This is a genomic window from Streptomyces sp. NPDC058650, assembly GCF_042717315.1.
Classification (GTDB): domain Bacteria; phylum Actinomycetota; class Actinomycetes; order Streptomycetales; family Streptomycetaceae; genus Streptomyces.
The window spans coordinates 263,341-276,155 of sequence record NZ_JBHXRL010000006.1 but is presented as its reverse complement, the minus strand read 5'-3'; the positions used below and the strand labels follow the sequence as shown (position 1 = coordinate 276,155).

At 74.2% G+C, this 12,815-nt stretch carries 11 protein-coding genes; 4 read left to right on the top strand and 7 right to left on the bottom strand.

The genetic code is table 11. The features are described from left to right. Nucleotides 1-78 precede the first annotated feature (78 nt). The 4 genes from trpB to lgt all read left to right on the top strand — a co-directional run bounded on the left by trpB (nucleotide 79) and on the right by lgt (nucleotide 4,143). Nucleotides 79-1,317 (top strand): tryptophan synthase subunit beta, encoded by a 1,239-nt coding sequence (gene trpB / locus ACFWWU_RS13465; protein ID WP_384143561.1) that lies wholly within the window; start codon nucleotides 79-81, stop codon nucleotides 1,315-1,317. Next, the gene (gene trpA / locus ACFWWU_RS13460; RefSeq protein ID WP_384143558.1) at nucleotides 1,314-2,135 is read left to right on the top strand and encodes a tryptophan synthase subunit alpha; all 822 of its coding nucleotides are present in this window, start codon (nucleotides 1,314-1,316) and stop codon (nucleotides 2,133-2,135) included. Before trpB ends, trpA begins: the two co-directional genes overlap by 4 nt. Nucleotides 2,136-2,199: 64 nt before the next feature. Next, nucleotides 2,200-3,066 (top strand): DsbA family protein, encoded by an 867-nt coding sequence (locus ACFWWU_RS13455; protein WP_384143555.1) that lies wholly within the window; start codon nucleotides 2,200-2,202, stop codon nucleotides 3,064-3,066. Between the two features lie 90 nt (nucleotides 3,067-3,156). Next, nucleotides 3,157-4,143 (top strand): prolipoprotein diacylglyceryl transferase, encoded by a 987-nt coding sequence (lgt, locus tag ACFWWU_RS13450; RefSeq protein WP_384143552.1) that lies wholly within the window; start codon nucleotides 3,157-3,159, stop codon nucleotides 4,141-4,143. A 63-nt stretch (nucleotides 4,144-4,206) separates the two neighbouring features. Here lgt and ACFWWU_RS13445 read toward each other — a convergent pair whose 3' ends face one another. The 7 genes from ACFWWU_RS13445 to ACFWWU_RS13415 all read right to left on the bottom strand — a co-directional run bounded on the left by ACFWWU_RS13445 (nucleotide 4,207) and on the right by ACFWWU_RS13415 (nucleotide 12,740). Beyond that, nucleotides 4,207-5,022 carry an HpcH/HpaI aldolase/citrate lyase family protein gene (locus tag ACFWWU_RS13445; protein ID WP_384143549.1) on the bottom strand — a complete coding sequence of 272 codons (816 nt, stop codon included), beginning with the start codon at nucleotides 5,020-5,022 and terminating at the stop codon, nucleotides 4,207-4,209. Further along, nucleotides 5,019-6,260 carry a CaiB/BaiF CoA transferase family protein gene (locus tag ACFWWU_RS13440; protein WP_384143546.1) on the bottom strand — a complete coding sequence of 414 codons (1,242 nt, stop codon included), beginning with the start codon at nucleotides 6,258-6,260 and terminating at the stop codon, nucleotides 5,019-5,021. The genes ACFWWU_RS13445 and ACFWWU_RS13440 overlap by 4 nt, the downstream gene beginning before the upstream one ends. Continuing rightward, nucleotides 6,257-7,177 (bottom strand): ribokinase, encoded by a 921-nt coding sequence (gene rbsK, locus ACFWWU_RS13435; RefSeq protein WP_384143543.1) that lies wholly within the window; start codon nucleotides 7,175-7,177, stop codon nucleotides 6,257-6,259. Before rbsK ends, ACFWWU_RS13440 begins: the two co-directional genes overlap by 4 nt. Beyond that, nucleotides 7,174-8,532: an ADP-ribosylglycohydrolase family protein gene (locus tag ACFWWU_RS13430; protein WP_384143938.1), complete on the bottom strand. Its 1,359-nt coding sequence runs from the start codon at nucleotides 8,530-8,532 to the stop codon at nucleotides 7,174-7,176. The genes rbsK and ACFWWU_RS13430 overlap by 4 nt, the downstream gene beginning before the upstream one ends. Before the next feature lie 503 nt (nucleotides 8,533-9,035). Next, nucleotides 9,036-10,202, bottom strand: coding sequence for an ADP-ribosylglycohydrolase family protein (locus ACFWWU_RS13425; RefSeq protein WP_384143540.1), 1,167 nt, complete (start codon nucleotides 10,200-10,202; stop codon nucleotides 9,036-9,038). Next, entirely contained in the window at nucleotides 10,168-11,436 is a 1,269-nt protein-coding gene (locus ACFWWU_RS13420; protein ID WP_384143935.1) for an ADP-ribosylglycohydrolase family protein, read from the bottom strand. Before ACFWWU_RS13420 ends, ACFWWU_RS13425 begins: the two co-directional genes overlap by 35 nt. Before the next feature lie 308 nt (nucleotides 11,437-11,744). Further along, nucleotides 11,745-12,740: an ADP-ribosylglycohydrolase family protein gene (locus ACFWWU_RS13415; protein WP_024759535.1), complete on the bottom strand. Its 996-nt coding sequence runs from the start codon at nucleotides 12,738-12,740 to the stop codon at nucleotides 11,745-11,747. Between the last annotated feature and the right edge of the window lie 75 nt (nucleotides 12,741-12,815).

Genomic DNA, 12,815 nt, shown 5'->3' with positions numbered 1-12,815 from the left:
TCGTGAGGAGGTCGCGCGCATATCGTGACCACCGTCAGCACGTCACCCGGGGCGCCCCGCCCCGCGAGGAGCATCCGCATGTCCAGCGAGTTCTTCATTCCGGACCTGGAAGGCCAGGTCCCCACCGCCGAGGGGTACTTCGGTGCCTACGGCGGCAAGTTCATCCCGGAGGCCCTCGTCGCCGCCGTGGACGAGGTCGCCGTCGAGTACGACAAGGCCAAGGCCGACCCCGAGTTCGCCCGCGAGCTCAACGACCTGATGGTCGACTACACCGGCCGCCCGAGCGCCCTCACCGAGGTCCGCCGGTTCGCCGAGCACGCCGGCGGTGCCCGGATCTTCCTCAAGCGCGAGGACCTCAACCACACCGGCTCCCACAAGATCAACAACGTGCTCGGTCAGGCCCTGCTGACCAAGCGCATGGGCAAGACGCGGGTCATCGCCGAGACCGGCGCCGGCCAGCACGGCGTGGCCACCGCCACCGCCTGCGCCCTCTTCGGCCTCGACTGCACCATCTACATGGGCGAGATCGACACCCAGCGCCAGGCCCTCAACGTGGCCCGGATGCGGATGCTCGGCGCCGAGGTCATCGCCGTGAAGTCCGGCAGCCGCACCCTCAAGGACGCCATCAACGAGGCCTTCCGCGACTGGGTCGCCAACGTCGACAGGACGCACTACCTGTTCGGCACCGTCGCCGGCCCGCACCCCTTCCCCGCCATGGTCCGCGACTTCCACCGGGTCATCGGCGTCGAGGCCCGCCGCCAGATCCTGGAGCGCGCCGGACGCCTCCCCGACGCGGCGATCGCCTGCGTCGGCGGTGGCTCCAACGCCATCGGCCTCTTCCACGCCTTCGTCCCGGACGCGGGCGTCCGCCTGATCGGCTGCGAGCCGGCCGGCCACGGCGTCGAGACCGGTGAGCACGCGGCCACCCTGACCGCCGGCGAGCCCGGCATCCTGCACGGTTCGCGCTCGTACGTCCTCCAGGACGAGGAGGGCCAGATCACCGAGCCGTACTCGATCTCGGCCGGCCTCGACTACCCGGGCATCGGCCCCGAGCACGCGTACCTCAAGGACAGCGGGCGCGGCGAGTACCGCGCCGTCACCGACGACGCGGCCATGCAGGCGCTGCGGCTGCTCTCCCGCACGGAGGGCATCATCCCGGCCATCGAGTCGGCGCACGCCCTCGCCGGGGCCCTGGAGGTGGGCAAGGAGCTCGGCAAGGACGCGCTGCTCCTCGTCAACCTCTCCGGGCGCGGCGACAAGGACATGGACACGGCCGCGCGCTACTTCGGCCTGTACGACGGGGAGGGCTCCAAGTGACGACCGGGAACATCCAGCTGCTGAGCGAGACCCTCGCCAAGGCCAAGGCCGAGAACCGGGCGGCGCTCATCGCCTACCTGCCGGCCGGCTTTCCGACCGTCGACGGCGGCATCGCGGCGATCAAGGCCGTCTTCGACGGCGGCGCGGACGTCGTCGAGGTCGGTCTGCCCCACAGCGACCCGGTCCTCGACGGCCCGGTCATCCAGACGGCCGACGACATCGCCCTGCGCGGCGGCGTCAAGATCGCCGACGTCATGCGGACGGTCAAGGAGGCCCACGCGGCCACCGGCAAGCCCGTCCTCGTCATGACGTACTGGAATCCGATCGACCGGTACGGCATCGAGCGCTTCACCGAGGAGCTCGCCGCGGCCGGCGGCGCGGGCTGCATCCTGCCCGACCTGCCGGTCCAGGAGTCCGCCGTCTGGCGCGAGAACGCCGACAAGCACGGTCTCGCCACCGTCTTCGTCGTCGCGCCCAGCAGCAAGGACGCGCGCCTCGCCACCATCACCGCGGCCGGCTCCGGCTTCGTCTACGCCGCCTCGCTCATGGGCGTCACGGGCACCCGCGAGTCGGTCGGTGAGCAGGCCGCCGACCTCGTCCGCCGCACCCGCGCCACCTCCGAACTGCCGGTGTGCGTCGGGCTCGGCGTCTCCAACGCCACCCAGGCGAAGGAGGTCGCCGTCTTCGCCGACGGCGTCATCGTCGGCTCCGCCTTCGTGCAGCGGATCCTCGACGCCGACGGCGACGAGGCCGCCGGGCTCGCCGCCGTAAGGGAACTGGCGGGCGAACTCGCGGCCGGCGTGCGTCGCGTTTCGTAACCCATTTGGGTGGATCTGAGACCGGGGAGGCACGTACGTGCCTCCCCGGTTCGTTGCTGTGGGCGTGAGCGAGAAGAACCGTGGTGACGGTAACCGGAGCGCGCGGGAGCGCCTCCAGCAGCAGCGCGAGCGCGACAAGGCCCGCGAGAAGCAGCGGCGCGTCCTCATCGTGTCGGCGGCGGTGGTCGGCGTCCTCGGCCTGGCCGCGGTCGTCGGGGTGATCGCGGCGAACAGCGGCGACGACGGCGGATCGGACAAGGCGGGCCCGGTGGTGGCGCCGACGGGGTCCGTCGAGGGCGACAAGCCCGCCATCCCCACGGGCAAGGCGGACGCCCCGTCGACGCTCGCGATCTGGGAGGACTTCCGCTGCCCGGCGTGCGCCCAGTTCGAGAACGTCATGCGGGACGCCATCCACGAGCTGGAGGCCTCCGGGGCGCTCAAGACGGAGTACCACCTCGCCACCCTCATCGACGGGAACATGGGCGGCAGCGGCTCGCTGCGCGCGGCGAACGCGGCCGCGTGCGCCCAGGACGCGGGGAAGTTCACCGCGTACCACGACACGCTCTACATCAACCAGCCGCCGGAGACGGACGACGCCTTCGGGAACAACGCCAAGCTGTTCGAACTGGCGGCGAAGGTGCCCGGGCTCGACACGCCCGCCTTCCGCAGCTGTGTCGAGGACGGCACGCACGACAGCTGGGTGGCGAAGTCGAACGAGGCCTTCCAGAACGGCGGCTTCCGCGGCACCCCGTCCGTCCTCCTCAACGGCGAGTCGATCTTCCCGACGAAGGGGAACGAGCAGATCTCCCCGGAGAACCTGAAGAAGTGGGTCGCCGAGGCCAACAAGGGCAAGAAGCCCGGGACGGCCTCTCCGTCGGCTCCGGCTTCTCCGTCGGCTCCGGCTTCTCCGTCGGCTCCCTCGGCGGGATAGTCCGGCGGGTGAGTCCGGCGGGTTAGTTACCCATACGTTGCCGGGTGGGCTGCCGTCGCGCCCGCCCGGCAAGGTAGCGTCGGTCCTGCCATGGACCTTGCCTATATTCCCAGCCCGTCGACCGGCGTGATCAACCTCGGACCGATCCCGCTGCGCGGCTATGCCTTCTGCATCATCATCGGTGTCTTCGTCGCCGTCTGGTACGGCAACAAGCGCTGGATCGCCCGGGGCGGCACCGCCGGCACCGTGGCCGACATCGCCGTCTGGGCGGTGCCCTTCGGCCTCGTCGGCGGACGCCTTTACCACGTGATCACCGACTACCAGCTGTACTTCAGCGAGGGTGAGAACTGGGTCGACGCCTTCAAGATCTGGGAGGGCGGCCTCGGTATCTGGGGCGCCATCGCGCTCGGCGCGGTGGGTGCCTGGATCGGCTGCCGTCGACGGGGTATCCCGCTTCCGGCGTACGCGGACGCGATCGCGCCCGGTATCGCCCTCGCCCAGGCCATCGGCCGCTGGGGCAACTGGTTCAACCAGGAGCTCTACGGCAAGCCGACCGATCTCCCCTGGGCCCTGAAGATCACCGAGAGCGCGAACCGCGAAGCCGGGCTTTACCACCCGACCTTCCTGTACGAGTCGCTCTGGTGCGTCGGCGTCGCCGTCCTGGTCGTCTGGGCCGACCGCCGCTTCAAGCTCGGCCACGGGCGCGCCTTCGCGCTCTACGTCGCCGCGTACTGCGCGGGCCGCGCCTGGATCGAGTACATGCGCGTCGACGAGGCGCACCACATCCTCGGCCTGCGGCTGAACGTGTGGACGGCGATCATCGTCTTCGTGCTCGCGGTGACCTACATCGTGATCTCGGCGCGGATCCGGCCGGGCCGCGAGGAGATCGTCGAGCCCAAGGCCGAGAAGGCCGGGATCGACGACAGGGACGACGACGGGGCCGAGAAGGCCGACGACGACGAGGTCGCGGACGGTGAGCCGGCGGACGCCGCTCCGGACGCGGATGCAGATACGGATACGGATACGGACGTGGAACACGGTGCCGACAACGGCGCCGGGTCGGCCGCCAAGGGCTGATCCTCCTTCGTCGAAGGGCCGTCGGGACCGAGAGGTTCCGGCGGCCCTTTCGCATGCCGGGGGTCAGGCCGTGCGGGAGGCGAGGGCGAGGACCCGGTGGGCGCCCTCCACGACCGCCGCGTCGACGAAGCGGCCGTCGGGGAGGGCCAGAGCGCCCCGGTCGGTCTCGGCCGCCGCGACGACCTCCCGCGCCGCGTCGACCTCCTCCGGGGTGGGGAGGTAGGCCCGCTCGATGACGGGGAGCTGACGGGGATGGATCGCGGCCCGGCCGAGGAAGCCCATCGCCCGGCCCCGGGCGCAGCCGGCGGCCAGGGCGTCCAGGTCGCCGATGTCGGGGTGGACCGACTGGGCAGGCGGCGGCAGGGCGGCCGCGCGGGCCGCGACCACCACGCGGCTGCGCGGCCAGTCGAGCCCGCGGTCGTCCCGTACCCCGAGGTCGGCACGGAGGTCGGCCTCGCCGAGCGCGATGCCGCGCACGGCGGGGTGGGCGGTGGCGATGGCGTACGCGTGCTCCACGGCGAGGGCGTTCTCCAGGAGCGGGTAGAGGGGGAGGCCGGGGGCGAGGCCGGCGATCCGGTGGATGTCAGTGGCGTGTGTCACCTTGGGTACACGGAGACCGCAGAGGCCGGGGAGGGGGGCCAGGGTGGGGATGTCGTGCGGGGAGTGGACGCGGACGTGCACCGGGACGGGGTGGGCGTCGGCGAGCAGATCGACCGTGGCGTCGAGGGCGTACGCCTTGCGGTGCGGGGCGACCGCGTCCTCCAGGTCGACGATGACGACGTCGGCGCCGGAGGACAGGGCCTTGCGCACGACCTCGGGGCGGTCGCCGGGGACGTACAGCCAGGTGAGGGGGGTGCGCAGGCGCTCCATATCGTTCATACCGCTCCCTGGGCGCGGAGGACGTCGATCTCGGCGGGGGTGAGGCCGAGTTCGGTGAGGACGCCGTCGGTGTCGGCGCCGTGGGGGCGGCCGGGCCAGCGGATCGCCCCGGGGGTCTCGGAGAGCCGGAAGAGCACGTTCTGCATCCGGATCGGGCCGAGCTCCGGGTCCTGCACCTCGGTGACGGTGCCGAGCGCCTGGTACTGCGGATCGTCGAGGACGTCCCGGATGTCGTAGACCGGGGCGATGGCGGCCTCGGCCTTCTCGAAGCAGGCCATGGCCTCGTCGCGGGTGTGGCGCGCGATCCAGGTGCCGACCGCCTCGTCCAGGACGTCCGCGTGCTCGGCGCGGCCCGAGCCGTCGGCGAACCACGGCTCGTCGATGAGCTCCGGACGCCCGACGAGACGCAGGACGCGCTCGGCGATCGACTGGGCCGAGGTGGAGACGGCCACCCAGGAGCCGTCGGCGGTCCGGTAGGTGTTGCGCGGGGCGTTGTTGCGGGAGCGGTTGCCGGTGCGGGGCTGGACGTAGCCGAGCTGGTCGTACCAGAGGGGGTGGGGTCCGATGACGGAGAGCATCGGTTCGATGATCGCCATGTCGACGACCTGGCCGCGGCCGGTCGTGTTCCTGGCGGTGAGCGCGGTCATCACCGCGTACGCGGTGGCGAGGGCGGCGATCGAGTCGGCCAGGCCGAAGGGGGGCAGGGTGGGCGGGCCGTCGGGCTCGCCGGTGATGGCGGCGAAACCGCTCATCGCCTCGGCGAGGGTGCCGAAGCCGGGGCGGTGGGCGTACGGGCCGAACTGGCCGAAGCCGGTGACGCGGGCGAGGACGAGACGCGGGTTGACGGTGGAGAGCTCCTCCCAGCCCAGGCCCCAGCGTTCCAGGGTGCCGGGGCGGAAGTTCTCCACGATCACGTCGGTTTCGGCGGCGAGTCCGAGGAGGGTGTCGCGGCCGCCCGGCGTGGAGAGATCGAGGGTCATCGTCCGCTTGTTCCGGCCGAGGACCTTCCACCACAGGCCGACGCCGTTCTTGGCGGGTCCGTGGCCGCGGGACGGATCGGGCTTGCGGGGGTGCTCGACCTTGACGACGTCGGCGCCGAAGTCGCCGAGCATCGTGGCGGCGATCGGGCCGGCGAAGAGGGTCGCCAGGTCGAGGACGCGCAGTCCGTGGAGGGGAGGCGCGGGGGGAGCGGCGGGGTGCGGGGTGGTGTGCGGGGCGGTGTGCGGAGTGGTCGTCATACGGGGTCGGCCTCCAGGTCGTCGAGGGAGCCGAAGGCCGCCTCGATCTCGGTCCGGTACGGCATCGAGGTCGACGCGCCCTCGCGCTGGACGGACAGCGCGGCGGCGGTCTGCGCCCAGGCGAGCGCCTCCGGGACGGGTCGGCCCTCGCCGAGGGCGACCGCGAGGGCGCCGACGAAGGTGTCGCCGGCGGCGGTGGTGTCCACGGCCCTGACGCGGGGGGCGGGCACGGTGACCGGCTCGGCGCCGCGTGCCGCGTACAGGCTGCCGGCCGCGCCCAGCGTGACGACCACCTCGGGGACGTCCCGCAGCAGGGCCTGGGCGGCGGCGCGCGGGTCGGTGAGTCCGGTGAGCGCGGCGGCCTCGTGCTCGTTGGGGACCAGCAGGTCGGTGACGGCGAGGAGTCCGGGAGGGAGCGGCTGGGCGGGGGCGGGTGTGAGGACGGTGCGGACGCCGAGGCGGCGGGCGGTCGCGGCGCCCTCGGTGACGACGGAGAGGGGGAGTTCGAGCTGGAGGAGCAGGGTGTCGGCGGTGCCGATGAGGGCTTCGTCGCCGTGGCTGAGGGAGGTGACGGCGGCGTTGGCGCCGGGGACGACGACGATCGCGTTGCCGCCATCGTCGTCGACGACGATGTGGGCGGTGCCGGAGGGGCCCTCGGCGGTCCGCAGGAGATCGGTGTCGACCGCGCAGTGCTCCAGGTTGGCCCGGAGGCGTGCGCCGAAGTCGTCCGCGCCGACCGCGCCGATCATCGACACCTCGGCGCCGGCGCGGGCGGCGGCCACGGCCTGGTTGGCGCCCTTGCCGCCGGGGACCGTGCGGAACGCGCGGCCGGTGACCGTCTCGCCGCGGGCCGGGGCCCTCGGTACGTAGGCGACGAGGTCCATGTTCGTGCTGCCGAGTACGACGATGCTGGTCATGGGCGTACTGCCTCCAGATGTGTCAGTTCGGCCAGGGTGTCGAAGCCGATGCCGTCGAAGGACGGGACCGAGGTCGCGAGACGGTTCTTGAGAGGGGTGGTCCAGTGTGCGGGCAGCCGGTCGGGGTGACCGGCGAGCAGCCCGGCGACCGAACCGGCGGTGGCGCCGTTGGAGTCGGTGTCCCAGCCGCCCGACACCGCCGCGCAGACGGAGCGGGAGAAGTCACCGTCGCCGTGGGTGAGGGCGGCCGCGAGGAGGGCGGCGTTGGGGACGGCATGGACCCAGTGGTACCCGCCGAGCTCGGCGTGCAGACGGTCGACGACGGTGTCGAAGTCGCTCTCGTCGCGGGCGGCCGCGATGCCCAGGCGGACGGCCTCGGCGAGGCGGGAGCGGGGCGGAACCACCCCGAGTCCCGCGGCGAGCGACCGGTGGACGTCGGCGGTGCCGGTCGCGGCGGTGGCGAGGGTGGCGGCGACGAACATGGCGCCGTAGACGCCGTTCGCGGTGTGGGTGAGCGCCGCGTCCCGGTACGCCTGCGCGGCGGCGGCGACCGGGTCGCCCGGGTGGGTCCAGCCGTGGACGTCCGCCCGGATCTGGGCGCCGATCCACTCGCGGAAGGGGTTGCGGCGGACGGCGGTGAGCGGGGGCTCGACGCCGTCGAGGAGGTTGCGGTAGGCGACGCGCTCGGCCGTGAAGGTGCGGCCGGCGGGGAGTTCGTCGAGCCAGAGGCGGGCGACGTCGGCGGTGGTGAAGTCACGGCCGTACCGCTGGAGGAGCAGCAGGTTGAGGAGGGGGTAGTTGAGGTCGTCGTCCTCGGGCATCCCGTCGATGTTCTCGGCGAGGGAGGTGGTGGCGGAACGCCGGTTCCAGGGGTGGGCGGCGAGCAGCTCCGGCGGTACGCCGCGGGCGGTGAACCAGGTGGAGAGGGGCCAGTTGCCGGCGGCGCGGGCGAGTGCGCGGATGGCGGGGAGGGGCAGCTTCTCGACGGGCTTGCCGAGCAGACACCCGGCGGCCCGCCCGAGCCAGGCGGCGTGCAGCCGGTCGCGCAGTCCGTTGCCTTCCCCCACCCCGCCCCTCCCCGAAACCCTGACGAGACCGGGGGCTCCGCCCCCGACCCCCCGGGGTACCGGCGCTTCGCGCGGGGGGATCCGGAGGGCTTCGCCCCCGGACTCCGGGGACCCTGGCGCTTCGCGCAGGCGGTGCGGGTGTGCGCGATCTTCGTCCGGCGGGATTCCCGGCTCTGCTCGCAGGCGGTGGGGGGCTTCGCCCCCGGGCCCCCGGGGTCCCGGCGCTTCGCGCGGGTGGAGTGGGGGGGATCCGTTTCCGGAGCCTGGGGATCCTGGCGCTTCGCGCAGGGGGAGCCGGGGGGCTCCGCCCCCGACCCCCCGGGGTCCCGGCGCTTCGCGCGGGTGGTGCCGGGGGGCTTCGCCCCCGGACTCCGGGGACCCCGGCGCTTCGCGCGGGGGGTGGTGGGGGGTGCCCGGTGCGGGGGTGTGTGCCCTTGCGGTCCTGCCCCTGGCTTCGTCGGGGGCAGGACCGGGGGTGGTGGGGGTGGACGGTTCGGGGGTGGAGCCATCGGTGGTGAGGGGGGTGGTCAGTGCCTGGATGCTGGGTAGTGACGTCGGTTCGTGGGTCGAGAAGGGGGTGGGGAGGGACTCCAGGGCGTCCAGGAGTTCCTCCGCCAGGTCGCGGAGGTCCGGGCGGGGTGTGTCGGAGGCGCCGGCCGTCTCCGGGGCCGGGGGGCCGCCCGCCGCCGCCCAGCGGGCCGCGAGGGCGTGCGCGTCGCGGCCGTCCTCCCCTGCCTGGCGGAGCTCGTGGCCCACCAGGTCCTCCGGCTGCACCCAGGTCAGCCGGAGGTTCACCGGTCCGCGCTCGTCAGTGTCGTGAAGGCCGACTCGTGCGCCCGGCGCGCCTCCTCGTCCTGGGCGAAGACCTCGCGCGTCACCCGGGCCAGTGCCGCCGCCGGAGCGTGCAGGTCGAGCCGGCTCGCCTCCGCGACGCGCTTCGCCCAGTCGGCGGGGACGGCGGACTCGCCGTGCAGGGCGCCCACGATCGCGCCCGCCATCGTGGCGATCGAGTCGCAGTCGCGGCCGTAGTTGACCGAGCCCAGGACGGTACGGCGGTAATCGCCCTCGCCGACGAGGAGCATGCCGAGGGCGATGGGGAGTTCCTCGATCGCGTGCAGGCGGGACGGGCGGCGGGCGCCGAGGGAGGGGGAGCGGTAGTCGGGGCCGACGGTGTCGAAGGGCGCCACCGCCGCGCGGAGGGGGGCGAGGGCGGACTCGAAGTCCGTGTGCCGGGAAGCTGCTTCGGCGACCGCTTCGATCGCCGACCTGGTGCCGTCCTTCGCGAGGGTGAGGGTGGTGTCGACGATCGAGGAGGGCGTCGCGCCCGGCACGCAGGCCGCCGCCACCGCCGCCGCGAACACGCCCGCCGCCTCCCGGCCGTACGAGGACTGGTGCGCGCCCGCGACGTCGAGGGCCTCGGCGTAGGCGGCCGCCGGATGGGCGGCGTTGACGAGTCCGACCGGCGCCATGTACATCGCGGCGCCGCAGTTGACGATGTTGCCGTCGCCGGCCTCGCGCGGGTCCACGTGGCCGTAGTGGAGCCGCGCCACGAGCCACTTCTCGGCGAGGAAGATCCGCTGGAGGGGGAGCGCCTCGGCCTCCAGCTCCGGGATCCAGAAGGGGGCGCCCATCAGTTCGGGGACGAGGAAGTCCGCGACCGCGTACGCGTCGAGGTGGCCGCGGACCTTCTCGTACACCCGGACCAGGGCGTGGGTCATCAAGGTGTCGTCGGTGACGTGCCCGTCGCCCTTGTGGTACGGCGCGATGGGGCGGGCGGTGCGCCAGGCGTCGCCGTTCCAGGGGCCGACGATGCCGGTCACGCGGCCGCCGTGACGCTCCAGGATCTGCTGGGGGGTGTAGCCCTCGACGGGGCCGCCCAGCGCGTCGCCGACGGCGGCCCCGAGGAGACTGCCGGTGATCCGGTCATCCAGGGTGGGCACATCCAGTGTGGGTGTCATGTCGGAATTGTCCACCTGGGGAGGCCGGTTCCGTGGCTCCCAGGAGCCCGGCGAGTTCGACCAGATCCGTCCCCGCGAACCGCGGCAGCGCGCACCCCGCGAGCGTCCGGCAGGCCTCGCGCCAGGTCGCCGGCACCGAACGGCCGCCGCCCAGCGCGCCGGTGAGCGCGCCCGCGAGCGCGGGGGCGGAGTCCGCGACCCGGGAGAGGCAGACGGCGGCCGGTACCGCGGCCGTCATCTCGCCCCGGGCGGCGGTGGCGAGGGCGAGGGCGACCGGGACGGTCTCGGCCGCGGCGATCCCGTAGCTGTAGACGTGGTCCACGATCTGGTGCTCCAGGAGCGGGACCAGTTCGAAGGCCGAACCGGCCGTCAGGGCCAGCTTCACCGCGTACCGGGCGTTGCGGCCGATCTCGGTGACGGGCGGGAGTTCGGCGAGCGCCGCCTCGACCGCCTCGTCGACCGTCGCCCCGCCGAGGGCCGCGGCGATGGCCGCCGCCATCGCGCGGGCGCCGTGGACGCCGTCGCCGTCCTGGGTGTACCGGGCGTCGAACTCGGCGAGTTCGGCGGCGGCGCGCGGGTCGCCGGGGTGGACGACGGCGAGGACGACGGCGCGGACGCAGGCGGCGTCGTCGAAGTAGTGCGGGTTGTCATGGCCGGTCGCGGGCGGGCGCAGGCCGGTGGCGAGGTTGCCGAGCCCGGCGCGTACGGAGATCCGGGCGCGGAGCGGGAGGATGGCGGACTCGACCTCGGGGGCGCGGTCGGCGGCGGCGGCGACCTGGTCGGCGAGGGCGTTCCAGGCGAGGTCGACGGCGGCGCGGAGCCGGCGCTCCGGGGGGAGGCCGGCGAAGACGGGGCCGGCGGCGGCGAGGACCGCCTCGGCGGTGAAGGCCGCCCACTCGGCGTCGTCGGAGGGGCCGAGGCGGAGCGGCTCGGGGGGCTGGTTGAGGGCGATGGGGACGGGGAGGGTGGTCGTCGCGTTCTGCTCGGCGAAGGTGTCGAGCTCGCGGGTGAGGCGGCGGGTCCACTCCGGCATGCGGGCGGCGCGGTGGCGGGCGGCGGGCCAGCCGGCGGCGTCGCCCGCCGCGAGCCCGAGGAGGAGGCCCTCTACGGCGTCGCGGCCGGCCCTGGGCAGGGCCTCGGGCCGGGGGGCCTCCTGGGTGCCGCCCCATGAACCGGTGCCCCGTACCGGGGCGGGGTCCTGCGGGTCAACGAGCAGGGAGCCGGAACCCGGCATCGGGGGCTGCGCCCACCCTCCCCCAGAGCTTGGCACGGGAGGTTCCCCCAGCCCGGCGGGACGATGGCCCACAGCTGTGTCGGCGGTGGGGGTGGCGGTGGCGGTGGCGGTGGCGCCCACAGCCGTGGCGGGGGTGGCGGTGGCGCCCACAGCTGTGGCGGGGGTGGCGGTGGCGCCCACAGCTGTGGCGGGGGTGGCGGCGGTGCCCACAGCGGTGGCGGCGGAGGTGGCCGTGGCGGGAGCGCCCCCGGCGGTCGTGGCGGTCGTGGCAGTGATCGTGGCCACGGGTTCCCTCGTGATGTCGGCGCTCATGACAGGGTTTCCTCCGGGGTCAGAAGGTCCGCGACGTCCAGGACGTGGTAGCCGCGCATGGAGGGCAGGCAGCTGCCGGTGACCGGGGCGATGGCCGTCGCCCATTCCTCCGGGATCGCCGGGGCGCCCGACATCGCTCCGGCCAGGGCGCCGGCGACCGCTGCCGTCGTGTCGGCGTCGCGGCCCATGTTGACCGCGGTCAGGACCGCCGTACGGAAGTCCCCGCGGGCCGCCGCGAAGGCGCCGAAGGCCAGGCCCACCGCCTCCGGCGCCAGGTCCGTCCACGGGTAGCCGCCGATGACGACCGCCGAGCGGACCTGGCGCTCGCGGGTGAGCGGGTCCGGCTGGACGCGCTGGGCGGCGACGACCGCGCGGCGCAGGGAGCGGGCCGTCCAGGAGTCCATCGGGACGACGGAGAGGGCCGCCGCGATGATCGAGGTCACCCCCGCGCCCGCCATCGCCGCCGCGACGCCCGCCGCGACGGCCTGGCCTCCGTAGATGCCCTCTCCCTCGTGGCTGACGCTGCCGTCGATCGCGACGAGGCGCGCCGCCTCCGCCGGGCGTCCGGCGGCGAAGACCCCGAACGGCGCGGCGCGCATCGCGAGCCCGTCGCTCCAGGCGTGGCGGTGCTGGGCGGAGATGGGCGCGGCGAGGCCCCGGCGAAGGTTCTCCAGCGTGCCGCGCTCCGAGAAGCCCGCGCCGCGGAAGGGGCCTTCGTCGAGGTCGGCGATCCAGTGGTGCCAGGCACGTTCGACGTGGTGGACGGTGAGCGCCGAGCCGTGTCGGGCGAGGAGCAGGGCCGAGAAGATCGCGTACTCGGTGTCGTCGGTGCCCGCCGGGCGGTCCGTCACGAAACCCTCGATGCGGCCCCATCGGCGGCGGATCTCCGAAGGGCGCATGTTCTCCGCGGGGGCTCCGAGGGCGTCGCCGACGGCGAGGCCGAGGAGCGCCCCTCTCGCCCGTTCACGCGTGTCGCATGCCGTGGTCGTCATTCTCGCGGCCCCTTCCTCGGTGGGGGCGCGCAGTTCGGCGCCCCGATGCCTGGATCTGTGCCACCGCGGGCCGTG

Bases quoted from the DNA above. Each gene is read 5' to 3' on its own strand.
- trpB (WP_384143561.1), top strand. From the start codon at position 79: ATGTCCAGCGAGTTCTTCATTCCGGACCTGGAAGGCCAGGTCCCCACC.
- lgt (WP_384143552.1), top strand. From the start codon at position 3,157: ATGGACCTTGCCTATATTCCCAGCCCGTCGACCGGCGTGATCAACCTC.
- ACFWWU_RS13445 (WP_384143549.1), bottom strand. From the start codon at position 5,022: ATGAACGATATGGAGCGCCTGCGCACCCCCCTCACCTGGCTGTACGTC.
- ACFWWU_RS13440 (WP_384143546.1), bottom strand. From the start codon at position 6,260: ATGACGACCACTCCGCACACCGCCCCGCACACCACCCCGCACCCCGCC.
- rbsK (WP_384143543.1), bottom strand. From the start codon at position 7,177: ATGACCAGCATCGTCGTACTCGGCAGCACGAACATGGACCTCGTCGCC.
- ACFWWU_RS13425 (WP_384143540.1), bottom strand. From the start codon at position 10,202: ATGACACCCACACTGGATGTGCCCACCCTGGATGACCGGATCACCGGC.
- ACFWWU_RS13420 (WP_384143935.1), bottom strand. From the start codon at position 11,436: ATGCCGGGTTCCGGCTCCCTGCTCGTTGACCCGCAGGACCCCGCCCCG.
- ACFWWU_RS13415 (WP_024759535.1), bottom strand. From the start codon at position 12,740: ATGACGACCACGGCATGCGACACGCGTGAACGGGCGAGAGGGGCGCTC.